This window comes from Streptomyces sp. NBC_01268 (assembly GCF_036240795.1).
Taxonomy (GTDB): Bacteria; Actinomycetota; Actinomycetes; order Streptomycetales; family Streptomycetaceae; genus Streptomyces.
On the sequence record NZ_CP108454.1, the window covers coordinates 1,556,607 to 1,579,930 of the forward strand.

Here is a 23,324-nt window from a genome sequence, read left to right on the forward strand (position 1 = left end):
TGAGAGGGCGGCGCGGGTACTACCGGACGATCCGTCCATTGCCGGAGGGAGTCACTCCTCGGGTCGAAGGGCTGCCCCGCGGGCCGCCGGCGGGCGGCCCTGCACACGCGAGGCGGTGGTGCCGCTCGGCACCACCGCCTCAAGAGTAGTCACGCCCCGGCCGCCGGGGGCAGGGGGTCGGCCCCGTATGGGGGACGGGTCAGGGTGTCAGGACGCCTCGTCGCCGGTGCCGTGGCTGTCGGCGAGGGCGCGCAGCGCGCGGGCGTCGCGGATGGCCGACTCCTTGGCGATGCCGGGCTGGATGCCGAGCGCGGGCAGGCTGGTGCCGTCGCTCAGGTCGAGGTAGACCCACGGGTCGCCGGGGCGCAGGTTGACCTTGAGGATCTCGGCCCACGCGAGTCGGCGCGTCCGGGTGATGTTGACGACCGTCACCCCCTGGGCGTCGGCGACGACCTTGGGGCGGCTCAGCAGGACGAGGACGCCCAGGAAGAGCGCGGCGGTGAAGACGAAGCTGGCCCGCTCCCCCGGTCCCAGCTTCTCCAGCATCATCCCGACGGCGGTGATGACGACGAACATCGCCACCCCGACGGTCAGCAGCACGACCCGGGTGCGACCCGGCCGGAAGGTGACCGGGAGGGTGGAGGCGGAGGCGGAGGAGTCGGACATACGGGTTCCTTGCGCGGGTTCCTGCGGGCGCCGCTCCGGGCGCCCGCCGGGGGGTCGGGTCAGAGGCGGCAGGCGTGGATGGCCGTGGTGAGGATGGCGCGGGCGCCCAGCTCGTACAGGTCGTCCATGACCTTCTGCGCCTCCCGGGAGGGGACCATGGCGCGGACGGCGACCCAGCCCTCGTTGTGCAGCGGGGAGACGGTGGGCGACTCCAGGCCGGGGGTGAGGGCGACGGCCTGCTCCAGGTGCTCGGCGCGGCAGTCGTAGTCCATCATCACGTACGAGCGGGCGACGAGGACGCCCTGGAGGCGGCGCAGGAACTGCTGGACCTTCGGGTCGTCGGTCGGGGCGCCGGTGCGGCGGATGACGGTGGCCTCGGAGGTGAGGATCGGCTCGCCGATGACCTCCAGGCCCGCGTTGCGCAGGCTGGTGCCGGTCTCGACGACGTCCGCGATGATCTGGGCGACGCCCAGCTGGATCGCGGTCTCGACGGCGCCGTCGAGGTGCACGACGGAGGCGTCGACGCCCTGCTCGGCGAGGTGCTTGGCGACGATGCCCTCGTAGGAGGTGGCGATCGTCATGCCCTGGAAGTCCTCGGGGCCGTTGGCGGTCCCGGGACGGGTGGCGTAACGGAAGGTCGAGCGGCCGAAGTTCAGCGGCAGGATCTCCTCGGCGTTGGCGCCGGAGTCCAGGAGCAGGTCGCGGCCGGTGATGCCGATGTCGAGCCGGCCGGACGCCACGTAGATCGCGATGTCCTTGGGGCGGAGGTAGAAGAACTCCACCTCGTTGTCCGGGTCGACGACGACGAGTTCCTTGGACTCCTTGCGCTGCCGGTAGCCCGCCTCATGGAGCATTGCCATCGCAGGTCCGGAGAGAGAACCCTTGTTGGGGACGGCGATGCGCAGCATGGGACGGGCTTCCTTTGCCTCAGGTGTAAGGGAGTGTTTCGGTGCTCACGTGCTCAGAAGTGCTCGGCGGGCCCTGGAGGGGGCGCGCTCAGAGATGGGAGTAGACGTCGTCGAGCGAGATCCCGCGGGCGACCATCATCACCTGGACGTGGTACAGCAGCTGCGAGATCTCCTCGGCGGCGGCTTCCTTGCCCTCGTACTCGGCGGCCATCCAGACCTCGGCGGCCTCCTCGACGACCTTCTTGCCGATGGCATGGACGCCCTTGCCGACCAGTTCCGCGGTACGGGAGGTCGCCGGGTCGCCGGTCTCGGCCTTGAGCTTGAGCTCGGCGAAGAGCTCTTCGAAGGTTTTGTTCGCCATGATGTCCTAAGAGTACGGGGTGTGAGAGGACGGGCGCGCAGCGCCTCCATCAGGGGTGGTGGTGGGGCGACGGGCGGGCCCTCAGCGCCAGGGTTCGCTGACCGTGCGCAGCGTGGTCGCGGTGGCGACGGCTGCGGTGACGGCCTCGTGGCCCTTGTCCTCGGTGGATCCCTCGAGGCCGGCCCGGTCCAGGGCCTGCTGCTCGTTGTCGACGGTCAGGACGCCGAATCCGACGGGTACGCCGGTGTCGATCGAGACCTGGGTGAGGCCGTGGGTGACGCCCTGGCACACGTACTCGAAGTGCGGCGTTCCGCCGCGGATGACGACGCCGAGTGCCACGATGGCATCGTAACCGCGACCGGCGAGTACCTTCGCCACGACCGGGAGCTCGAAGCTGCCGGGGACGCGGAGCAGGGTGGGCTCCTCGATGCCGAGCTCGCTCAGGGCCCGCAGGGCGCCGTCGACGAGGCCGTCCATGATCTTCTCGTGCCACTGGGCCGCGATGACCGCGACCCGGAGGTCGCCGCAGTTCTTCACGCTGAGGACGGGTGCGCCCTTGCCGCTCATGTTTCTCCTTGCCGAATGCCGGTCGTACGTGCGGGATTACTGGTTGTCGCAGGTGGAGGCGGTGGAGCCGTCCAGCCAGGGCAGGTCGTGGCCCATGCGGTCGCGCTTGGTGCGCAGGTAGCGGAGGTTGTGCTCGCCGGCCTGGACCGGCATGGGCTCACGGCCCTCCACGGTGAGGCCGTGGCGGGTGAGGGCGTCGATCTTGTCGGGGTTGTTGGTCATCAGCCGCAGGCTGCGGACCCCGAGGTCGACGAGGATCTGCGCGCCGGCCGCGTAGTCGCGGGCGTCGGCGGGCAGCCCGAGCTCCAGGTTGGCGTCGAGGGTGTCGCGGCCGCGCTCCTGGAGCTCGTACGCGCGCAGCTTGGACAGCAGGCCGATGCCGCGCCCCTCGTGGCCGCGCAGGTAGACGACGACACCGCGGCCGGCCGCGGTGACCCGGTCCATGGAGGCCTGGAGCTGGGGGCCGCAGTCGCAGCGCAGGGAGTGGAAGATGTCGCCGGTCAGGCACTCGGAGTGGACCCGGACCAGGACGTCCTCGCCGTCGCCGATCTCGCCGTGGACGAGGGCGACGTGCTCGACGCCGTCGACGATGGAGCGGTAGCCGTACGCGGTGAACTCGCCGTGCGCGGTGGGCAGCTGGACCTCGGCCTCGCGGCGGACGGTGGGTTCGGCGGAGCGGCGGTAGGCGATCAGGTCCTCGATGGAGATGATCGTCAGGCCGTGCTTGCGGGCGAAGGGGATCAGCTCGGGCAGCCGCAGCATGACCCCGTCCTCGCCGGCGATCTCGACGATCGCGCCGGCCGGGCGGAGGCCGGCGAGGCGGGCGAGGTCGACGGCGGCCTCGGTGTGCCCGTTGCGGACCAGGACGCCGCCGGGCTTGGCGCGCAGCGGGAAGACGTGGCCGGGGCGGACGAAGTCGCCGGGCTGGTGCTCGCCGCTCGCGAGCATGCGCAGGGTGGTGGCGCGGTCGGCGGCGGAGATGCCGGTGGTGACGCCGTGGGCGGCGCTCGCGTCCACGGAGACGGTGAAGGCCGTCTGCATGGACTCGGTGTTGTGGTCGACCATCTGCGGCAGCCGGAGGCGTTCCAGCTCCTCCCCCTCCATGGGGGCGCAGATCAGGCCGCGGCACTCGCTCATCATGAAGGCGACGACCTCGGGGGTGGCCTTCTCGGCGGCGATGACCAGGTCGCCCTCGTTCTCGCGGTCCGCGTCGTCCACGACGACGACGGGGCGGCCGGCCGCGATGTCGCGGATGGCCTGCTCGACGGGGTCGAGGGCGAGATCGGTGGCGTCCCAGAGAGGCAGCGCACTCATGCGTGGGCTCCTTCCAGAGCGGGGGCCGTACGGGACCGGAGCCACCAGTCGCGCATGCCCCAGATGACGAGGGCGAAGTAGATGACGTAGACGAGGCCGGAGAAGGCGAGGCCGCTGTTGAAGGCGAGCGGGACGCCGACCAGGTCGACCAGGAGCCAGGCGAACCAGAACTCGACCAGACCGCGGGCCTGGGCGACCATCGCGACGAGGGTGCCGACGAAGATGTACGCGTCGGCCCACGGGCTCCAGGAGAGCGACGGGTAGAGGGTGAAGAGCCCGCCGACGGCGAGGGTGCCGACGGCCGCGCCGGCCAGGAGGACGCCGCGCTCCTTCCAGGTGGCGAAGCGGACGGCGATCGAGCCGTCCTGGGCCTGCCGGCGGCCGCGGCTCCACTGGCGCCAGCCCCAGACGGCCACGCCGATGACCAGGAGCTGCTTGCCGACGCCGCCGCTGAGGTGGGCGGAGGCGTAGGCGCCGACGAGGATGACGCCGGAGAGCAGCTGCGCGGGCCAGGTGAGGACGGAGCGGCGCCAGCCGAGGGCCAGGGCGATGAGGCCGATCGTGTTGCCGATCATGTCGGACCACATGATGTGCTGGCCGAAGGCGCTGAACGCCTCGGAGTTGAGCCAGTTCACTTGACGTTCTCCTGAGCGTTCGGGCCGAGCAGGCGCTCGACGTACTTGGCGATGACGTCGACCTCGAGGTTGACCGGGTCGCCGGGCTGCTTGATGCCGAGCGTGGTCAGGGCGAGGGTGGTGGGGATGAGGCTGATGGTGAAGTAGTCGGCGGCGGCGTCGACGACGGTGAGGCTGACGCCGTCGACCGTGATCGAGCCCTTCTCGACGACGTAGCGGGAGAGGTGGGCGGGCAGGCCGACCTTCACGAGCTCCCAGTGCTCCGACGGGGTGCGCTCCAGGACGGTGCCGGTGCCGTCCACGTGGCCCTGGACGATGTGGCCGCCGAGGCGGTCGCCGACGGCCATCGGGCGCTCCAGGTTGACCCGGGAGCCGATCTCCAGGGCGCCGAGCGAGGAACGCTTGAGCGTCTCGGCCATCACGTCGGCGGTGAACTCCCCGTCGCCGTGTTCGACGACCGTGAGGCAGACCCCGTTGACGGCGATGGAGTCGCCGTGTTTGGCGTCCTCCGTGACCAGGGGGCCGCGCAGCCGGAAGCGGGAGGCGTCCGGCAGCTGCTCGACGGCTACGACCTCGCCCAGCTCTTCGACGATTCCGGTGAACACGGTCAGGCTCCCTTGATGGTGGTGGTGGGGACGGCGGTGACGCGGAGGTCGGATCCGATGCGCTCGGTCTCGGTGATGTCGAGCCGCAACGCTTCCGTGAGGGTGCTGATTCCGGCGTCGGCGAGGGCCGCGGGGCCCGCGCCGAGGAGGACCGGGGCGAGGTAGCCGACGACCTGGTCGACGGCGTCCGCGGCGACGAAGGAGCCCGCGAGGGTGGGGCCGCCTTCGAGGAGGACGGAGCGGACGCCCCGCGCGTACAGGTGGGTGAGCAGGTCGTGGACGCCGATCCGGCCGTCGTGCAGGGGCAGCCGGAGCAGTTCGACGCCGGGCAGGTGCCGGGTGTCGGCGTCCTCGCCCACGACGAGGAGGGTGGGTGCGGCGGCGTCGAGGACGCGGGCGGTCGGCGGGACCGTGGCGCGGGTGTCGAGCGCGACGCGCAGGGGCTGGGTGACGTCGTCGATGCCGCGGACGGCGAGGTGCGGGTCGTCGGTGCGGAGCGTGCCCCCGCCGACGACGACGGCGTCGGACTCGGCGCGCAGCCGGTGGACGTCGGCGCGGGAGTCGGCGGAGCTGATCCAGCGGGAGGTGCCGTCGGCGGCGGCGGTGCGGCCGTCGAGGGTGGCGGCGTACTTCCAGCGGACGAAGGGGCGGCCGCGGCGGACGGAGGTGAGCCAGGCGATGTTGCCGGCCTCGGCCTCGGCCTCCAGGAGGCCCTGCACGACCTCGACGCCGGCCGCGCGCAGGGTGTCGGCGCCGCCGGTGGCCTGCGGGTTCGGGTCGCCGACCGCGTATGCGACCCGGCTGATCCCGGCCTCGACGAGGGCCTGGGCGCAGGGGCCGGTGCGACCGGTGTGGTTGCAGGGTTCGAGGGTGACGTACGCGGTGCCGCCGCGGGCCAGGACGCCGGCCTCGCGCAGGGCGTGGATCTCGGCGTGCGGGCCGCCGGCGCGCTGGTGGTAGCCGGTGCCGACCGGGTGGCCGGAGGCGTCGGTGATGACGCAGCCGACGACGGGGTTGGGGCTGGTGGAGCCGAGTCCGCGGGCGGCGAGCGCGATGGCGCTCCGCATGGCGGTGATGTCGGCGGGCGTGGCCACCGGGTCCTCCTGCCTCTTCGGGCACGGACTCCGGGGCCTGTCGATGACGACAGAGAGCGGGTACGACGTCTCACGCAGGGTGCGCCGAGGCCGGAGGTCCCCTGGGGACGCCGCATCGATGCCGATACGGCGGCCAGCGGACATACGGCCGGCACACCCCTGGTAGGGGTCGCCCGCCGCGCACTGCCTCCCATCCGGACTTTCACCGTCGGTCCAGGAATCTCACCTGGTCAACCGGCCGCTGGCTTGCGGACGGGTCGCGGACTATACCGCCGGTTCGGAATTACACCGACCCCGGAGTGCGCTGCTGCTGATACAGGGCCAGTGTGCCACGGCCGGTAACCGGCCAAACGGGTGAGGCCCTGTGGGCTGGCTCACAGCCCGCGCTCACCCTCCCATGGATTCCTTCGTTGGTCCAGACCTATTGACGCACTGGTCTAGTCCTCTTAATCTCCGTGTCACCTCCGAGGTGCGGCCCACCGGTGGTGCGCACTCCACGGGCCCAACACGAGCCACCCCCTTGTTCGTTGTGTTCTGCCGACCTCCCTTGGAGGAACCGAACGTGCTGTCCCCCACGAAGAGAGCGAGCCTGCTCGCCTCCGGCGCCGCCGTCGCCGGGCTGCTGATCAGCTCTCTCGCCTCCGGCGGCGTCTCGTACGCGGCCGACAACGAGTCCTGTCGCCCCGACGGGCTCTACAAGACGCCCGGCGTCGACGTCCCGTACTGCTCGGTCTACGACACCGAGGGCCGCGAGAAGATGGGCGCGGACCACCAGCGCCGCGTCATCGGCTACTTCACCGGCTGGCGCGACGGCAAGAACGGTCAGCCCGCCTACCTGGCCAAGGACATCCCGTGGGAGAAGATCACCCACATCAACTACGCCTTCGGCCACATCGGCGCGGACAACAAGCTCTCCGTCGGCACGGACGGTCCGAACAACGCCGCCACCGGGATGACCTGGCCCGGTGTCGCAGGCGCCGAGATGGACCCCGCGTACGCCTACAAGGGCCACTTCAACCTGCTCAACAAGTTCAAGAAGCAGCACCCGAACGTGAAGACCCTGATCTCGGTCGGCGGCTGGGCCGAGACCGGCGGCTACTTCGCGGACAACGGTGACCGGGTCAACTCCGGCGGCTTCTACTCGATGGCCACCAACGCCGACGGTTCGGTCAACCAGGCCGGGATCGACACCTTCGCCGCGTCCTCCGTCGACTTCATCCGCACGTACGGCTTCAACGGCGTCGACATCGACTACGAGTACCCGACGACCATGAAGGACGCCGGAAACCCGCTCGACTGGCAGCTCGCCAACGCGCGCCGCGCCGGCCTCGTGCAGGGCTACGCGGCCCTCATGAAGTCGCTGCGCGAGAAGCTGGACGTGGCGGGCGCCGCCGACGGCAAGCACTACCTGCTGACCGTCGCCGCCCCCTCCTCCGGGTACCTGCTGCGGGGCATGGAGACCTTCCAGATGCAGAAGTATCTGGACTACGTCAACATCATGTCCTACGACCTGCACGGCGCCTGGAACGAGTACGTCGGGCCCAACGCCTCCCTCTTCGACGACGGCAAGGACGGCGAGCTCGCCGCCGCCAACGTCTACGGCTCGGCGCAGTACGGCAACATCGGGTACCTCAACACCGACTGGGCGTACCACTACTTCCGCGGCTCGATGCCGGCCGGCCGGATCAACATCGGCCTGCCCTACTACACCCGCGGCCACAAGAACGTGCAGGGCGGCACCGACGGCCTGTGGGGCAAGGCCTCCGCGACCACCTGCCCCGCCGGAGCCGGTCTGACCAAGTGCGGTGACGGCGCCACCGGCATCGACAACCTCTGGCACGACAAGGACACCAACGGCGTCGAGTCGCCCGCCGGCTCCAACCCGATGTGGCACGCCAAGAACCTCGAGAAGGGGATCGTCGGCGACTACGTCACCCAGTACGGCTTCCCGGCGAACACCACCCTGACCGGCACCTACGCCCGCAAGTACGACTCGACCCTGGTCGCGCCGTGGCTGTGGAACGCGCAGAAGAAGGTCTTCCTCTCCACCGAGGACGAGCAGTCGGTGGCCGCCAAGGCGGACTACGTGGTCAGCAAGGGCATCGGCGGCACGATGGTCTGGGAGATGGCCGGCGACTACGCCTGGAACGCCGCCAAGGGCCAGTACGAGATGGGCTCCACGCTCACCTCGCTGATGTACGACAAGTTCAAGGCCGCCACCCCGTACGGCGCGAAGAAGTCCAACGCGACCCTGCCGACGCAGGCCGTGAAGATCGACGCGCAGTTCACCGAGTTCAAGCTGGGTGACTCCAACTACCCGATCACCCCGAAGATCAAGATCACCAACAACACGGCGACCACCCTCCCGGGCGGCACGGAGTTCCAGTTCGACTACGGGACCTCGGCCCCGGCCAACGCCTCCGACCAGTCCGGCTTCGGCACCAAGGTGATCAGCAGCGACCACACGGGCAGCAACGTGGGCGGCCTGAAGGGCGACTTCCACCGGGTCTCCCTGAAGCTGCCGGCCTGGCAGTCGCTCGCCCCCGGCGCGACCGTGGACCTGGCGTTCAACTACTACCTGCCGGTCTCCACGCCGTCGAACTGGACGGTCACCATCAACGGCACCGCGTACGCCCTCGCCGGCGACCTGGCGCGCGGCACGACCGTGGTGGAGCCGGGCGCGACCACGCCGCCCACCACTCCCCCGACCACGCCGCCCACGACCCCGCCGACGACTCCCCCGACCACCCCGCCCACCACGCCGCCGACGACGCCGCCCACGGGCTGCACCGCCCCGGCGTACGTGGCCGGCACGGTCTACAACTCGGGCAGCCTCGTCTCCCACAAGGGCCACAGCTGGAAGGCCCAGTGGTGGACGCAGAACGAGGAGCCGGGCACGACCGGCGACTGGGGCGTCTGGAAGGACCAGGGCGCCTGCTAGTCCGCACCACCTGAGAAACCCCCGGCGGCGGTCTCACGGCCCTTGCCGCCGCCGGGCCTCCCACCGCGCCGCGTCCCCCTGTCCGGGGCGCGGCGCGGGCGCGTTGCACGGCCCGGGCGGCCACGGGGGGCCGGGGCGGGCTGCGGCGGCCCCGGCCGGGCGGGTCACGGGAAGAGCGCGTCCTGCGCCGCGTCACGGGCCGTGAGCAGCGCCCCGCGCAGGATGCCCGCGTCGCCCAGGGTGGTGGCGCGCACCTCGGTGCGCAGCGGCGAGAGGGTGGCGAGCCGGGCCTCGACGCGGGCGGCGAGGGCGGGGCCGCCGCGGTGGCCGGTCTCGCCGCCGAGCACGACGCAGCCGGGGTCGAGAACGGCGGCGACCGAGGCGGCGCCGATGGCGAGCCGGGCGGCGAGGGCGTCGAGGAAGCGCCCGTCGCCGGATTCGAGCGCGGTGGCGGGGTCGAGCCCGTACGAGACGGCGAGGGCGTCGACCGCCGCGGCGCAGGCCAGTTCGTCGAAGCCGCCGTCGCAGCCGTGGGCGGAGGGCAGCCCGCTGGTGCCGGGCACCGGCAGGAAGCCGATCTCGCCCGCTCCGCCGGAGGCCCCACGGCGCAGCCGGCCGTCCAGGACGACGGCTGCGCCGATGCCCTGGCCGAGCCAGAGCAGCACGAAGGTGTCGTGGGCCGCGCGGGCGGCGCCCTCGCGCAGTTCGGCGACGGCGGCCAGGTTGACCTCGTTCTCCACCAGGACGGCGGCGGGCAGCCGCCGCTGGAGGACGGAGACGAGCCGCCGGTGCCAGGCGGGCAGCTTCGCGGTGTCCCGCAGCTCCCGGGTGGCCGGGTCGATGAGCCCGGGGGCGCCGACGGCGACGCTGTGCAGCCGGCTGGCGCCCGCCTCCCGGGCGGTGCGTTCGAGGAGCGCGACCGCCTGGTCGACGGCGGGTTCCGGCGCGGTGCCGTCGCCGATGGGGACGGTGGCCTCGGCGAGGGTGGCGCCGAGCAGGTCGGAGACGACCACGGAGACCGATCGGGTGCGCACGTCGAGCGCGGCGAGGTGGGCGCGGTCGGCGACGATTCCGTACAGCTTGGCGTTGGGGCCGCGGCGTTCGGCGCCGGCCTCGCCGACGACGTGGACGAGTCCGGAGCCCCTGAGCCGTTCGACGAGGTCGGCGACGGTGGGCCGGGAGAGTCCGGTGAGCGTCTTGAGCTGGGTCGCCGTCAACGGGCCCTCGTCCTGGAGCAGGCGCAGGGCGAGCCGGTCGTTGATGGCCCGGGCGGTGCTCGGGGATGCGGCCATGCGGTGATCCTCTCAGACGGTCCGGCAGCGCCTTCCGCCCGCCCCACTATTTATCAGGGAGGGTTCCTGATAGTTTACGCGGCCAACAGCACACACCGGCTCCGGGGAGGGCATCACATGGCGGACGGAACCGTCTTCACCACCCAGCGGCTACGACGGGCCCGCTTCGCCGTCGCCGCCGTCTTCTGCGTCCACGGCGCGGTCACGGGCAGCTTCGCGACCCGGATCCCCTGGATCCAGGAGCACGCCGGGGTCAGCGCGGGCCAGCTCGGCCTGGCCCTCGCCTTCCCCGCGATCGGCGCCTCCCTGGCGATGCCGCTGGCCGGGGCCGTCAGCCACCGCTTCGGCGCCCGCACCGCGCTGCGCGGCCTGCTCGCGCTGTGGACGCTCGCGCTGACCCTGCCCTCGCTGGCGCCGAACGTGTACGGCCTGTGCGCGGTGCTCTTCCTCTACGGCGCCACCGCCGGGATGTCCGACGTGGCGATGAACGCCCTCGGCGTCGAGGTCGAGAACCGGCTCGGCCGCTCGATCATGTCCAGCCTGCACGGGATGTGGAGCGTGGGCGCCCTGCTCGGCTCCGCGGCCGGCACCCTCGCCGCCCACCTCGGCGTCGACGCCCGGGTGCACCACCTGACCGCCGCCCTGGTCCTCACCGCCCTCGGCCTGGTCTTCTGCCAGGGCGTCCTCGACCTGCGCAGCACCCCCGACGAGGAGCCGCCGCCGCGCTTCGCGCTGCCCCCGAAGTCCGCCCTGGTGATCGGCGCGATCGGCTTCTGCGCGGTCTTCGCGGAGGGCGCGAGCCTGGACTGGTCCGCCGTCTACCTCAAGGACGAGCTGGGCACCTCGGCCGGGCTCGCGGCCGCCTCGACCACCGCCTTCGCGCTGACCATGGCCGTCGCGCGGCTGGCCGGCGACCGGGTCGTGGACCGTTTCGGCGCGGAGCGCACGGTGCGGGTCGGCGGGCTCGCGGCCACGGCCGGCGGGGTGCTCGTGGTGTTCGCCCCGCACGCGGCCCTGGCGATGGCCGGATTCGGACTGATCGGGCTCGGGGTGGCCGTCGTCGTCCCGCTCGCCTTCGCCGCCGCCGGGCGCAGCGGCCCGAACCCGAGCCAGGCCATCGCGGGCGTCGCCACCATCACGTACACCTCGGGGCTCATCGCCCCCTCGGCGATCGGCGGCATCGCGAACGCGACCTCCCTGGTCGTCTCGTTCGGCCTGGTCACGCTGCTCTCCTTCGGCCTGGTGCTCGGCGCGGGCGTGCTGCGCAACCGGGCCCGGGCCACCGCGGGGGCGGCCGGGACGGGTGCGGACTTCCGGGAAGGGGTCCACTGACCGGCGGCGCATTACCATGTGGCTGATCTTTTTCGGCCATGACCCGGCCATCGGAACCCGGAGAACTGGAGCGACCACATGAGCCTCGGCGTGCGCTGGAAACTGCACGGCGACGGGAGGACACCCGCTCCGGGGGCCGTCGTCCGGCCGGACGAGCGCCTGTCCTGGCCCCGTACCGTCGGGCTCGGTGCCCAGCACGTGGTCGCGATGTTCGGCGCCTCGTTCGTCGCCCCGGTGCTCATGGGCCTGGACCCGAACCTGGCGATCATGATGTCCGGCGTCGCGACCGTGATCTTCCTGCTCGCGACCCGGGGCACGGTCCCCTCGTACCTGGGCTGCTCGCTCTCGTTCGTGGGCGTCGCCGCCGCGATCCGGGCCTCCGGCGGCACCAGCGCCACCGTGACCGGTGCGGTGTTCGTGGTCGGCGGCGTGCTCTTCCTGGCCGGCCTCGCGGTGCGGAAGTTCGGCGCGCGGATCATCCACGCGGCGATGCCGCCGGTGGTCACCGGCGCCGTGGTCATGCTGATCGGCTTCAACCTGGCCCCGGTCACGGCGTCCACGTACTGGCCGCAGGACCAGTGGACGGCCCTGCTGGTCATGCTGTTCACCGGGCTCGCCGTGGTCTGCCTGCGCGGCTTCTGGTCGCGGATCGCGATCTTCCTCGGCCTGATCTTCGGCTACGCCATCTCCTGGGTCTTCGACCTGGTCTTCGGCAAGATCCACTCGGTGTCCCCGGGCGGTCAGGTCACCGATCACTGGCGGCTCGACCTGTCCGCCGTCTCCCAGGCCGACTGGATCGGCCTGCCCACCTTCCACGGCCCGAGCTTCGAGTGGTCGGCGATCCTGGTGGCGCTGCCGGTGGTGATCGCGCTGATCGCGGAGAACGCCGGGCACGTGAAGGCCGTCGGCGAGATGACCGGCGACTCCCTGGACGACAAGCTGGGCACCGCGATCGCCGCGGACGGCGCCGCGTCCATGCTGTCCACCGCCGTGGGCGGCCCGCCGAACACCACGTACTCCGAGAACATCGGCGTCATGGCCGCCACCCGCGTCTACTCCACCGCCGCCTACTGGGCCGCGGCCGGCTTCGCGCTGCTCTTCGGCCTCTGCCCGAAGTTCGGCGCGGTCGTGGCCGCCATCCCCGGCGGTGTGCTCGGCGGCATCACCGTGATCCTCTACGGCATGATCGGCCTGCTCGGCGCCCAGATCTGGATCAACGCCAAGGTCGACCTGCGCAACCCGCTCAACCTGGTGCCCGCCGCGGCCGGCATCATCATCGGCGTCGGCGGGGTGAAGCTCACCTTCACCGACACCTTCGAGCTCGGCGGCATCGCCCTCGGCACGATCGTGGTCATCACCGGCTACCACGTGCTGCGCGCCTTCGCCCCGGCCCACCTCAAGCAGCAGGAGCCGCTGCTGGACTCGGGCACCAGCTCGTACGAGGGCACGGCGGACGAGGAGAAGACCGCCAAGCCGTAGGCGATTCGCCCGTTCTGGGGAAGCCGGGCGGCGGAACCCCTCCGTCCGGCTCCGTGACTGCCACGCTGCAACCATGGCGCAGACGCAGCACTTCCCCGTCGGGCCCTTCACCGCCGTCGACCCCGTGGTGGACCGGATGCGGGCCTTCCGCTCGGCCTGGCACCCGGCCGACGGGGTCGCGGTGTTCAACCGGGTCTATCTGACCGTCACCGAGGAGATCGGCCACGCCATCGAGGCGGGCACCTTCGCCGACCGGCGGGCCGCCGCCACCCTGGACGTGCGCTTCGCCCAGCGCTACCTCGCCGTCGTCGAGGCCGTCGGCACCGGCGCCCCGGCCCCCGCCTGCTGGCGCCCGCTCTTCCACTACCGCCGGCATCCCGGCGTACGGCCGCTGCAGTTCGCGCTCGCCGGGATCAACGCGCACATCGGGCACGACCTGGCCCTCGCCGTGGTCGACACCTGCCGGACGCTGGAGTGCTCGCCGGCGGAGCTGGAGGACGACTTCGACCGGGTCGGCGACATCCTCGTCCTCCTGGAGGAGCGCATCCGGGAGGAACTGATGCCGGGCCCGGACCTCCTGGAGGTCGCGGACCCGCTGACGCATCTGCTCGGCTGCTGGAGCCTGGACCGGGCCCGCGACGGGGCCTGGCTCGCCGCCCGCTCGCTGTGGCAGCTGCGGCGGCTGCCCGACCTGGCCGAGGAGTTCACCGAACGCCTCGACCGGTCGGTGGGCCTGGTGGGGCGGATGCTGCTCACCCCGCTGGCCCGCCCCTAGGGCCTGTCGTCAAACTCCCGTCGTCGCGGGGCAGGCGGGAGTTTGACGACAGGCCCTAGACCGGGCCGGGGGATCAGTCCTCCGGGAGCTCGACCGGGGCGATCTCGTCGTACACGTCGCCCGGGCCCGGGTTGGTGGCGTCCGTCGCGCCGCCGAAGTGGTGCATCACGCCCCAGACCGCGTTGAGCGCCGTCTGCACCGCGCCCTCGGCCCAGCCGGCCGTCCAGGAGATGTCGTCGCCGGCGAGGAAGATGCCGCGCTTGTCCTGGGGCAGGCGGTCCTGCATGAAGTGGGTGAACAGGCGCCGCTGGTAGCGGTAGTGACCCGGCAGGTTGGCCTTGAACGCGCCCATGAAGTAGGGCTCGTTCTCCCAGGAGACGGTGACCGGGTTGCCGATGATGTGCTTGCGGATGTCGACGTTCGGGTAGATCTCGCCGAGCGACTTCAGCATGACCTCCATGCGCTCGTTCGCGGACAGCGGCAGCCACTTCAGGCTGTCGTCGCACCACGTGTACGAGAGGCAGATGGTGGCCGGCTTGTCCGGGCCGTCGTCCAGGAGGTAGGTGCCGCGGGTCATCCGGTCGGTCAGCGTCATCGACATGACGTCGCGACCCGTCGGGTTCCCCTCGCCGTCGACGGCCTTGTCCAGCCAGAACGGCCGGTCCACGGGGACGAAGAGCTTCGAGGACTCCATGTAGTGGGTCCGCTCCATCGCCGTCCAGTGGTCGATCGGGAAGAGCGAGTCGTCGCACGCGATCTTGGACAGCAGCATCCAGGACTGGGCGGTGAAGATCGCCGCCTGGTACGTGCGGATGTCGCCGGACGCGTCGGTGACGGTGATCCGGTTGCCGGCCGCGCGGGTCAGACGGGTCACGGCCGGGCGCGGAGTGCCCTCGTGCAGGGAGCTCAGCGAGGTGCCCTGGGCCCAGTGGACGATCTTCCCCGGCTCGCGCTCCCACAGGCGCAGCGGCAGCTGCTGGGAGCCGCCGACGATGCCGCGGTGGTGGTCGTCGGCCTCGGTGTAGACGACCCGGAGGATCTCCAGGATGGAGTTCGGGAAGTCGGTGTCCCAGCCGCCGGTGCCGAACCCGACCTGACCGAAGATCTCGCGCTTGCGGAAGGACTGGAAGGCCTCGGACTTGCAGAGGAAGCCGTAGAAGGTCTCGTCGTCCAGCTTCGCGACCAGCTTGGCCCAGATCTCGCGGATGCGCGGGACGTCGCGCTCGCGCATCGCCTGGTTCATGTCCGAGAAGTCGGCGCCCTCGTCGAGGCAGGCGTTCCAGGCCTCGGCGACGTCGCGGTAGATCTGCGGCAGGTCGTCGATGGTCTCGGCGTAGTGGGTCTCGCCCTTGAGGTCGACGACGGTCGACGGAGTGGCCTCGGCCAGCGGGTTCGGGAACGGCGTGGTCTCCAGGCCGACCAGGTCGATGTAGTGCTGGAGCGCGGTCGAGGAGGGCGGGAAGCGCATCGCGCCCATCTCGGCCGTCAGACCCTCGGTCTCCGGGCCCTCGAAGCCGACGGTGCGCAGCCGGCCGCCGATCTGGTCCGCCTCGTAGACGACGGGCTTGAGGCCCATCTTCATCAGCTCGTACGCCGCGATGATGCCGGACAGGCCGCCACCGATGACGGCGACCTCGGTGCCGTGCTCGGTCGCGGGTATCTGGCCGAGGCCGGCCGGGTGGGCCAGGAAGTCGTCGTAGGCGTACGGGAAGTCCGGACCGAACATGGTGATCGGCGGCTGCTGCTCGTCGGCGTGCTCGACGGCGTTGGGCACGGTGGACGTCATGGGGTACGGACTCCTTGCACGAAAGAATGAAGCGGGGGAGGACGGGCGGGGGCGGCTCAGGCCCGGTCGTGGACCAGGGGGCCGTAGAGGCCCGGGCGCCGGTCGCGGAGGTAGGGGTTCTCCGCGCGGGAGGCCGCGAGGAAGTCGCTGTCGACGTCGCCCATGACGAGGTCCTCGCCCCGTCCGGCGCGGACCCGGGCGGTGCCGTCGGGGGCCGCGAGCGTGGACAGGCCGACGAACTCGAAGTCGCCCTCGGGGCCGGTCCGGTTGGCGTACGCGATGTACATCTGGTTCTCGAAGGCGCGCACGGGGACGACGGACTCGGGGACGACCTCGGCCGGGTGCATGAGCGCGGTCGGCACGAGGAGGAGGTCGGTGCCGGCGAGCGCCTGCGCCCGTACGTTCTCGGGGAACTCGACGTCGTAGCAGATCATCAGACCGACGGTGAGGCCGGCGAGCTCCGCCTGGACGACGGCGCGGTCGCCGGGGGTGAACCACTTCAGCTCGAAGTCGCCGAAGAGATGGGTCTTCCGGTAGTGCGCGAGCACGGCGCCGTCGGCGCCGAAGAGCTGCGCGGAGTTGTGGAGCACCCCGTGCGCCCCGGTGTCCCGCTCCGGGTAGCCGTAGCCGACGGCCAGGCCGTGGCGGACGGCGATCTCGGCGACGGCCTGAGCGGAGGGACCGTCGGCGGGCTCGGCGAGGCGGGCGATGTCGGCGCCGATCGCGTAGCCGGTGAGGTAGAGCTCGGGGGTGAGGAGCAGCCCGGCCCCGGCCGCCGCGGCGCGGCCCGCGGCCTCGTCGAGGATCTTCAGATTGGCGGCCACGTCACCGAGCTGTCCGGAGCTCTGGAGCAGGGCGGTGCGCAGCGCGGGCATCGGCGATCCTCGGGGGGCAGAAGGTGAGGGAGTGATTCAAAGGGAAGACGTCAAAAACGGTACGGTTTCGGGCTCTGCCGGGACAAGGCGAGACCGTTGCGGACCGACCGTCGAACCGTTGCGCGATCGTCGTCCTCGACGGTGATTCGTTGCGCGCGGCCGCGACCCGGGTCGTAGGGCTCCCCCGCCGCACGGCGGAGACACGGACCGTTCCCGGGCCCGACGCCCTGGCGCGGCCTGCGCGGAAGAGTGGTGGTCGTCCGGTTGACCTGCCGAAAGGACCGAAACGACATGAATCGCCGCACGAAGATCGCCGCCGTGGCCGCCGCCCTGCTGATCACCGCCGGAGCGGCCGGCTCCGCCACCGCCTCGGGCGACGGGAAGGGGGGCGGCCGGGAGGCCGCCGCGCTGACCGGCACCGCGAAGCTCTACCGGCCCGCCGGGGACGACATCACCTTCAGCTTCGACGCGCATCTGCCGGCGAAGGACCGCAACGATCCGCTGGCCGCCACCGGCACCTTCCGCTACAGCCACTTCAAGGGGGACTGGGGCGGCACCGCCGAGGTGAAGGTGGACTGCCTCGCGACGGGGGGCAAGGTGGCCACGGTCACCGGCGTGGTCACCGAGACCGACGTGCCCGGTCTGCTGCACAAGCGGGTCGGCGTGTCGGTGTACGACAACGGCGGGCACGACCGGCTGGGCTACAGCTGGATGGCGTCCGACCCGACGAAGGACGAGGTCCCGCCCTGCAACAGCGTCGCCCCGTTCGAGCGGGTCAAGGCCGGCACCGGCGACTTCACGGTGCTGCCCTGGCAGTTCGAGTACCCGGCCGAGTAGCCGCTGACCGCCCCACGGGGGTGGGCGGGCGAGGGGCGGCGCGGGAACCACGGCCCGCACCGTCCGGGCCCGTCCGGGCCCGTGAGGGCTACGCGGGCGAGCCGGAGGAGAAGCGCCGCAGCAGCGGCGAGAGCACCAGGACGGACTTGGTGCGCTCCACGAACGGCTCGCCGGCGATCCGCTCCAGGACCCGCTCGAAGTGACGCATGTCGGAGGCGAAGACCTGGACGACGGCGTCCGCGTCACCGGTGACGGTCGACGCGGACACCACCTCGGGATACCGCTCGAGACCTCGCCGGATGTCCTCCGGCGAGGTGTTGTGGCGGCAGTAGATCTCGACGAACCCCTCCGTCTCCCAGCCCAGCGCCGCCGGGTCCACCCGTACGGTGAAGCCGGTGATGGCACCCTCGGCCCGGAGCCGGTCGACCCGGCGCTTGACCGCGGGAGCGGAGAGACCGACCAGCGAGCCGATGTCGGCGTAGCTGCGGCGGGCGTCTTCCGCGAGGGCGTGGACGATGCGTTCGTCGAGGTCGTTGAGTCGCACTACGGGTGGATCACTTCTCTGCTGATGCCAGTCGGGAGCGGCGCATGCCGTACAGGAAGTAGAACACGAGTCCCGCGGCCATCCAGCAACCGAAGACCACCCAGGTGATCGCGTCGAGGCTGAACATGTTGTACGCGCAGAAGAGGAAGCCGAGCACCGGGAAGACCGGGCCGAACGCGACCTTGAAGGTGCGCGGCATGTCGGGGCGCGAGTAGCGGAGCACGATGACCGCGATGTTGACCAGGCCGAAGGCGAACAGGGTGCCGATGCTGGTCGCGTCGACCAGCTTGCCCAGCGGGATCACCGAGGCGAGCGCGGCGCAGAACAGGGAGACGATCACCGTGTTCACGCGCGGGGTGCCGGTCTTGGCGCTGACCTTCCCGAAGACCTTCGGGACGAGGCCGTCGCGGGACATCGCGAACAGGACGCGGGTCTGGCCGTAGAGCACGGTCAGGACGACGCTGGCGATGGAGATGACCGCACCGGCGGCGAGCATCGTGCCCCAGAAGGTCTGGCCCGTGACGTCGTTCATGATCGCGGCGAGGGTCGCCTCGGAGCCCTCGAAGTCCTTCCAGTGCCAGGCGCCGACGGCGACCGCCGCGACCAGCACGTACAGGACGGTCACGATGAGCAGCGAGAGCATGATCGCCCGCGGCAGGTCGCGCTTGGGGTTCTTGGCCTCCTCGCCGGCCGTGGAGGCGGCGTCGAAACCGATGTACGAGAAGAACAGGCTGGCGCTCGCGGCGCCGACGCCTGCCATGCCGAGCGGCATGAAGTCCTTGTAGTTGCCGGACTTGAAGCCGACGAAGCCGATGGCGCAGAAGAGCACGAGCGCGGCGATCTTCACCACGACCATGACCGTGTTGACCACGGCGGACTCACGGGCGCCGCCGAGCAGGAACACCATCGCCAGCAGGACGACGATCAGGCCGGGGAGGTTGATGACGCCGCCCTCGCCCGGGGCGGAAGACAGCACGTCGGGGAGGGTGACGCCGATGGTGCCGTCGAGCAGCTCGTTGAGGTACTCGCCCCAGCCGACCGCCACGGCGGCCACGGAGACGCCGTACTCCAGGACCAGGCACCAGCCGCAGACCCAGGCGACGAGTTCACCCATCGTTGCGTACGCGTACGAGTACGAGGAGCCGGCGACCGGTATGGAGCCGGCCAGCTCGGCGTACGAGAGGGCCGAGAAGAGCGCCGTGAGACCGGCGATCACGAAGGACAGGGTGACCGCGGGACCGGCCTTGGGCACCGCCGAACCGAGCACGACGAAGATGCCGGTGCCGAGCGTCGCACCGATGCTGATCATCGTCAGCTGCCACATGCCGAGCGTGCGGCGGAGACTGCCGCCTTCTCCCTGTCCACCCTCCGCGACCAGGTTCTCCACCGGCTTGCGGCGGGTCAGGGCGGAAAGCCCGGAGGCCTTGCGGGCGGTCGATTCCTCGACCGGGGGGGCTGCGCCATGGTCCAGCACTGCGGGGGCTCCTTATCGCTGCCTGACGATGGGGCGGGGACCGCGGCGGTACGCGGGCATGACTGAACAGCCCACGGGGGAAGGGGGAACCGCCGAGCAGGCGGTCGCCGCCACTCCTGGTACGGGGCACGAGCCTAAGGGCTCGGGCTTCGCACTCGTAATGCAGGGTTGTTGCGCAGTGGCAGATGATCATTGCGCGCTTGCGGCACAGACGGGGAAACATTGCGCTCCCCCGCATGAATCGACACATCAGGGGCATGGAGCGACCCGTGCGCGCACCTTGACTCCTCCGGACGGATGACCCACGCTGCACCCGCCTGAGACGGAGGTCCTCGTGAGCTGGCTGGAGCCCGCCCCCTTCCTTCGCGGCACGGCCTGGCTGGACGGCGACCGGCCGGTCCGCGCCGACCCCGCCGACCTGGAACGGCTGCCCTGGGACATCGCCGAGCGGGCCGCGCTGCCCATCGGGGTGCGGGTCGAGTTCACGGCCGCGCCGGGCACCCGGGCCGTGGAGCTGCGCTACCGGGCGACGGTCCCCCGGCCGGGGGACGCGCTGCGCGCGCTGCGGCACGGCTTCGCGCTGTGGCAGGGCCGGCGCTGTCTCGCCGAGGTCTTCGCGGAACCGGCGGAGGAGAGCTCGGTGCTGCTCGAACTCCCGCCCGGCGGAGGCGATTTCACGGTCCACCTGCCGGAGGACCAGGCGCCGGTCGTCGGCGGCCTGCGGGCGGTCGGCGGCGCCCTGTCCCCCGCGCCCCGGCGCCCCCGCTGGCTGGTCCACGGCGACTCCATCACCGAGGGCTGGTGGTCGACCCGCCCCGCGCACTCCTGGCCCGCGACGGCGGGCCGGGCGCTCGGCCTGGACCCGGTCAACCTCGGCTTCGCGGGCGGCGCGCGCGGCGAACTCCCGCTCGCCGAACACCTCGCCCGGCTCCCCGGCGAGCTGATCACCCTCGCCTTCGGCACCAACTGCTGGGCCGCCGTGCCCTGTTCGGCCCCGCTGCTCTACGAGACCACCCGCGCCTTCGTCGGCCTGGTCCGCCGCGGTCACCCCGGCACCCCGCTGCTGCTGCTCTCCCCCGTGCTGCGCCCGGCGGCCGAACGGACCGGCAACGCCCTGGGCGCCACCCTCGCGGAGCTGCGGACGGCCATGGAGGAGGCCGTACGGGACCTCGTGACGGCCGGCGACACCCGGTTGGCCCTGCTGCCCGGCCGGCCGCTCCTGGGGCCGCAGGACCTCGCCGACGGGCTCCACCCCAACGACCGGGGCCACCGGCGGATCGCGGCGGCGGTGGCCCGGGAGCTGCGCGCGACGGGCTTCGCGGCGCCGGGAACGCCGCGGGCCCCCGGGAGGGATCTCCCGGGGGCCCGCGGTCGGCTCTAGAGGAGCCGGGGAGCGTCAGCTCCAGCTGGCGTGCAGCGGCTTGCCCTCGGCGTAACCGGCGGCGGACTGGATGCCCACGACCGACTTCTCCTCGAACTCGGCGAGCGAGGCGGCACCGGCGTAGGTGCAGGAGGAGCGGACGCCCGCGATGATCGAGTCGATCAGGTCCTCGACGCCCGGACGCTGCGGGTCGAGGAACATGCGCGAGGTGGAGATGCCCTCCTCGAACAGCGCCTTGCGGGCGCGGTCGTAGGAGGACTCGTCGCTCGTGCGGTTGCGGACGGCACGGGCCGAGGCCATGCCGAAGGACTCCTTGTACGCACGGCCCTGGGCGTCGTGCTGGAGGTCGCCCGGGGACTCGTAGGTCCCGGCGAACCAGGAGCCGATCATGACGTTGGAGGCACCGGCGGCGAGCGCCATGGCGACGTCGCGCGGGTGACGGACTCCACCGTCGGCCCAGACGTGCTTGCCGTACTTCCGCGCCTCGGCGGCGCACTCGAGGACCGCGGAGAACTGCGGGCGGCCCACGCCGGTCATCATGCGGGTGGTGCACATGGCGCCGGGGCCCACACCGACCTTGATGATGTCCGCGCCGGCCTCGATGAGGTCCTTGACGCCCTCGGCGGCGACGATGTTGCCGGCCACGATCGGGACGTGCGGGTCGAGCGCCCGGACGGTCCTGATCGCGCTGATCATCGACTCCTGGTGGCCGTGCGCGGTGTCGATGACGAGCGTGTCCACGCCCGCGTCGAGCAGCTGCTTGGCCTTGCCCGCCACGTCGCCGTTGATGCCGACGGCGGCGGCGATGCGCAGGCCGCCCTTGGCGTCGACGGCCGGGCTGTACAGGGTCGCGCGGAGCGCGCCCTTGCGGGTGAGGATGCCGACGAGCCTGCCGTCCTTGTCGACGGCCGGGGCGTAGCGGCGGTTGGCGGCGTCGAGGGTGTTGAAGGCCTCGCGCGGCTCGATGTCGGCGTCGAGGAGCAGCAGGTCCTTCGACATGACCTCGGACAGCTGCGTGAAGCGGTCCACGCCGGACAGGTCGGCGTCGGTGACGACACCGATCGGACGCCGGTCCTCGTCCACGACGACACCGGCGTCGTGCGCCCGCTTGGGCAGCAGCGACAGCGCGTCGGCGACGGTCTGGTGGGGCTCCAGGACGATGGGGGTGTCCAGGACGTGGTGGCGGCTCTTGACCCAGCCGATGACGTCGGTGACGACCTCGATCGGGATGTCCTGGGGGATGACGACCAGGCCGCCGCGACGGGCGACGGTCTCGGCCATGCGGCGGCCGGCGATGGCGGTCATGTTGGCGACGACCAGCGGGATCGTCGTACCGGTCCCGTCGGGCGAGGAGAGGTCCACGGCCTGGCGGGAACCCACGGCCGAGCGGCTCGGCACCATGAACACATCGTCGTACGTGAGGTCGTACGGCGGCTTGACGTCATTGAGGAAACGCACGTGCTGACATCCCAGTCGTTCGGATCGGCCCCTAGGCATTTCAGCCAGGGGAAAAAGCACGTAGTTCATTGTCCCACGCCTGTACGAATACCAGCCCCGGGCGATTCATCCGAGGCTTCCGGGGTGCCTTTCGTCGTTTCCTCCGAAGACCTCCCCCAGGGACAGGAACACGGCGAGGCGCGCGGGACGCTCCTCGACGGCCGAGGCGAGGACGTCCTGGGCGAGCCGCCACTCGCGCGGGCGTGCCCCGGCGTACTCCTGCCAGCCGGTGACGACGAGCGCGACGGGCTCGGGCAGGTCGGTCAGGCAGTCGGCGAGGGCGTCCCAGTTGCGTCCGAACCAGTCGGGCAGGGCGAGCGCGGTGGCGCAGCGCTCCATGAAGGCGGCCTTGTCTGCGACCCCGTACAGGTCGAGGACGACAGGGGTGCCGAGCTCATCGAGCCTCATCCGCGACCACCTCCCGGAAGCTCTCGTAGTGGTCGTCGGTGTAGTACACGTCCCCGTCCCGCCCGGTCACGATCCGCCGGGCCCCGCGGTCGCGCTCGCCGGGGGTCCGGACCGTGTACTCGTGGTAGTAGCCGCGCTTGTGCTGCGGCAGCACGCGCTCGAAGTTCGAGAACACGGTGCCGTCCTTGGCGTACGGGAAGGGGCCGCCGCTCCTGATGAGCGCGAGGGTCCGCCGGGCCTCGGCGGGCAGCGCGCCCTCGTGGACGACGGGGAGCCGGGAGAAGCGGGTCGGGGCGGCGCCCGGGCTCCGCGTGCTCTGGGGCGGGGCGGCGGCCGTGGTGCGCGAGGCGGCGACGGTGCTCGTGGCGGTGCCGGCACCACTCGTGGCGCCGCCCGTTCCGCCGGAGCACCCGGTCAGCAGCAGCGTGAGCCCGGCCAGCAGGGCGAGCCCGAGCCGGGCGCATCGCAGGATCATGCCCCGATGCTGCCACCGAGCGCCGCCGCCGACACGAACGCCCCGCCGGGTGAGCGGCGGGGCGTGTCGGAGCGGGAG

The 23,324-nt window shown here is 71.8% G+C and carries 22 protein-coding genes and 1 riboswitch; of the genes, 6 read left to right on the forward strand and 16 right to left on the reverse strand.

Going from position 1 to position 23,324, the window contains the following annotated elements; translation table 11 throughout:
- Positions 1 to 207: 207 nt before the first annotated feature.
- The 8 genes from OG309_RS06600 to ribD all read right to left on the reverse strand — a co-directional run bounded on the left by OG309_RS06600 (position 208) and on the right by ribD (position 6,150).
- Entirely contained in the window at positions 208 to 666 is a 459-nt protein-coding gene (locus OG309_RS06600; protein ID WP_329418903.1) for a PH domain-containing protein, read from the reverse strand.
- 59 nt (positions 667 to 725) lie between these two features.
- Positions 726 to 1,574 carry an ATP phosphoribosyltransferase gene (gene hisG, locus OG309_RS06605; RefSeq protein ID WP_329418905.1) on the reverse strand — a complete coding sequence of 283 codons (849 nt, stop codon included), beginning with the start codon at positions 1,572 to 1,574 and terminating at the stop codon, positions 726 to 728.
- A gap of 88 nt (positions 1,575 to 1,662) precedes the next feature.
- Positions 1,663 to 1,935: a phosphoribosyl-ATP diphosphatase gene (locus OG309_RS06610; RefSeq protein ID WP_046907435.1), complete on the reverse strand. Its 273-nt coding sequence runs from the start codon at positions 1,933 to 1,935 to the stop codon at positions 1,663 to 1,665.
- Positions 1,936 to 2,016: 81 nt separating this feature from the next.
- A complete protein-coding gene (ribH, locus tag OG309_RS06615) occupies positions 2,017 to 2,502 on the reverse strand; it encodes a 6,7-dimethyl-8-ribityllumazine synthase (RefSeq protein ID WP_329418908.1) in 486 nt (161 codons plus the stop codon).
- Positions 2,503 to 2,538: 36 nt separating this feature from the next.
- Positions 2,539 to 3,816 (reverse strand): bifunctional 3,4-dihydroxy-2-butanone-4-phosphate synthase/GTP cyclohydrolase II, encoded by a 1,278-nt coding sequence (locus OG309_RS06620; RefSeq protein ID WP_329418909.1) that lies wholly within the window; start codon positions 3,814 to 3,816, stop codon positions 2,539 to 2,541.
- Positions 3,813 to 4,403: a nicotinamide mononucleotide transporter family protein gene (locus tag OG309_RS06625; RefSeq protein ID WP_329428185.1), complete on the reverse strand. Its 591-nt coding sequence runs from the start codon at positions 4,401 to 4,403 to the stop codon at positions 3,813 to 3,815. Before OG309_RS06625 ends, OG309_RS06620 begins: the two co-directional genes overlap by 4 nt.
- A gap of 44 nt (positions 4,404 to 4,447) precedes the next feature.
- A complete protein-coding gene (locus OG309_RS06630) occupies positions 4,448 to 5,056 on the reverse strand; it encodes a riboflavin synthase (protein WP_329418911.1) in 609 nt (202 codons plus the stop codon).
- Positions 5,057 to 5,058: 2 nt separating this feature from the next.
- Positions 5,059 to 6,150, reverse strand: a complete 1,092-nt coding sequence (gene ribD, locus OG309_RS06635) for a bifunctional diaminohydroxyphosphoribosylaminopyrimidine deaminase/5-amino-6-(5-phosphoribosylamino)uracil reductase RibD (RefSeq protein WP_329418913.1) — start codon at positions 6,148 to 6,150, stop codon at positions 5,059 to 5,061.
- Positions 6,151 to 6,326: 176 nt separating this feature from the next.
- A riboswitch (FMN riboswitch) is annotated at positions 6,327 to 6,457 on the reverse strand.
- A 255-nt stretch (positions 6,458 to 6,712) separates the two neighbouring features.
- Here ribD and OG309_RS06640 point away from each other — a divergent pair.
- Positions 6,713 to 9,091 carry a chitinase C-terminal domain-containing protein gene (locus OG309_RS06640; RefSeq protein WP_329418914.1) on the forward strand — a complete coding sequence of 793 codons (2,379 nt, stop codon included), beginning with the start codon at positions 6,713 to 6,715 and terminating at the stop codon, positions 9,089 to 9,091.
- Between the two features lie 164 nt (positions 9,092 to 9,255).
- On the opposite strand, the gene OG309_RS06645 is transcribed toward OG309_RS06640, so the two are convergent.
- Positions 9,256 to 10,383: an ROK family transcriptional regulator gene (locus tag OG309_RS06645; RefSeq protein WP_329418916.1), complete on the reverse strand. Its 1,128-nt coding sequence runs from the start codon at positions 10,381 to 10,383 to the stop codon at positions 9,256 to 9,258.
- A gap of 117 nt (positions 10,384 to 10,500) precedes the next feature.
- Between OG309_RS06645 and OG309_RS06650 the strand changes: the two genes are divergently transcribed.
- From OG309_RS06650 to OG309_RS06660, 3 genes are all read left to right on the forward strand, one after another.
- Entirely contained in the window at positions 10,501 to 11,715 is a 1,215-nt protein-coding gene (locus OG309_RS06650) for an MFS transporter (protein WP_329418918.1), read from the forward strand.
- 78 nt (positions 11,716 to 11,793) lie between these two features.
- Positions 11,794 to 13,194: a uracil-xanthine permease family protein gene (locus OG309_RS06655; protein WP_329418920.1), complete on the forward strand. Its 1,401-nt coding sequence runs from the start codon at positions 11,794 to 11,796 to the stop codon at positions 13,192 to 13,194.
- Positions 13,195 to 13,267: 73 nt separating this feature from the next.
- A complete protein-coding gene (locus OG309_RS06660) occupies positions 13,268 to 13,969 on the forward strand; it encodes a DUF5995 family protein (RefSeq protein WP_329418921.1) in 702 nt (233 codons plus the stop codon).
- A 73-nt stretch (positions 13,970 to 14,042) separates the two neighbouring features.
- On the opposite strand, the gene OG309_RS06665 is transcribed toward OG309_RS06660, so the two are convergent.
- Positions 14,043 to 15,755: a flavin monoamine oxidase family protein gene (locus tag OG309_RS06665; RefSeq protein ID WP_329418922.1), complete on the reverse strand. Its 1,713-nt coding sequence runs from the start codon at positions 15,753 to 15,755 to the stop codon at positions 14,043 to 14,045.
- A 56-nt stretch (positions 15,756 to 15,811) separates the two neighbouring features.
- Positions 15,812 to 16,630, reverse strand: coding sequence for a carbon-nitrogen hydrolase family protein (locus OG309_RS06670; RefSeq protein ID WP_329418923.1), 819 nt, complete (start codon positions 16,628 to 16,630; stop codon positions 15,812 to 15,814).
- Between the two features lie 291 nt (positions 16,631 to 16,921).
- On the opposite strand from OG309_RS06670, the gene OG309_RS06675 reads away from it, so the two are divergent.
- Positions 16,922 to 17,467: a Repetin gene (locus OG309_RS06675; RefSeq protein ID WP_329418925.1), complete on the forward strand. Its 546-nt coding sequence runs from the start codon at positions 16,922 to 16,924 to the stop codon at positions 17,465 to 17,467.
- Positions 17,468 to 17,555: 88 nt separating this feature from the next.
- On the opposite strand, the gene OG309_RS06680 is transcribed toward OG309_RS06675, so the two are convergent.
- Positions 17,556 to 18,011 (reverse strand): Lrp/AsnC family transcriptional regulator, encoded by a 456-nt coding sequence (locus OG309_RS06680; protein WP_030691274.1) that lies wholly within the window; start codon positions 18,009 to 18,011, stop codon positions 17,556 to 17,558.
- Positions 18,012 to 18,021: 10 nt separating this feature from the next.
- A complete protein-coding gene (locus OG309_RS06685; protein WP_329418928.1) occupies positions 18,022 to 19,485 on the reverse strand; it encodes an amino acid permease in 1,464 nt (487 codons plus the stop codon).
- A gap of 334 nt (positions 19,486 to 19,819) precedes the next feature.
- Between OG309_RS06685 and OG309_RS06690 the strand changes: the two genes are divergently transcribed.
- Complete coding sequence (locus OG309_RS06690; protein ID WP_329418929.1) at positions 19,820 to 20,866, forward strand: GDSL-type esterase/lipase family protein; 1,047 nt, start codon at positions 19,820 to 19,822, stop codon at positions 20,864 to 20,866.
- A 15-nt stretch (positions 20,867 to 20,881) separates the two neighbouring features.
- On the opposite strand, the gene OG309_RS06695 is transcribed toward OG309_RS06690, so the two are convergent.
- The 3 genes from OG309_RS06695 to OG309_RS06705 form a co-directional block, all read right to left on the reverse strand.
- A complete protein-coding gene (locus OG309_RS06695) occupies positions 20,882 to 22,324 on the reverse strand; it encodes a GuaB1 family IMP dehydrogenase-related protein (protein ID WP_329418931.1) in 1,443 nt (480 codons plus the stop codon).
- A 105-nt stretch (positions 22,325 to 22,429) separates the two neighbouring features.
- Positions 22,430 to 22,771 (reverse strand): barstar family protein, encoded by a 342-nt coding sequence (locus OG309_RS06700; protein WP_329418932.1) that lies wholly within the window; start codon positions 22,769 to 22,771, stop codon positions 22,430 to 22,432.
- A complete protein-coding gene (locus OG309_RS06705; RefSeq protein ID WP_329418934.1) occupies positions 22,758 to 23,246 on the reverse strand; it encodes a ribonuclease domain-containing protein in 489 nt (162 codons plus the stop codon). The genes OG309_RS06700 and OG309_RS06705 overlap by 14 nt, the downstream gene beginning before the upstream one ends.
- Between the last annotated feature and the right edge of the window lie 78 nt (positions 23,247 to 23,324).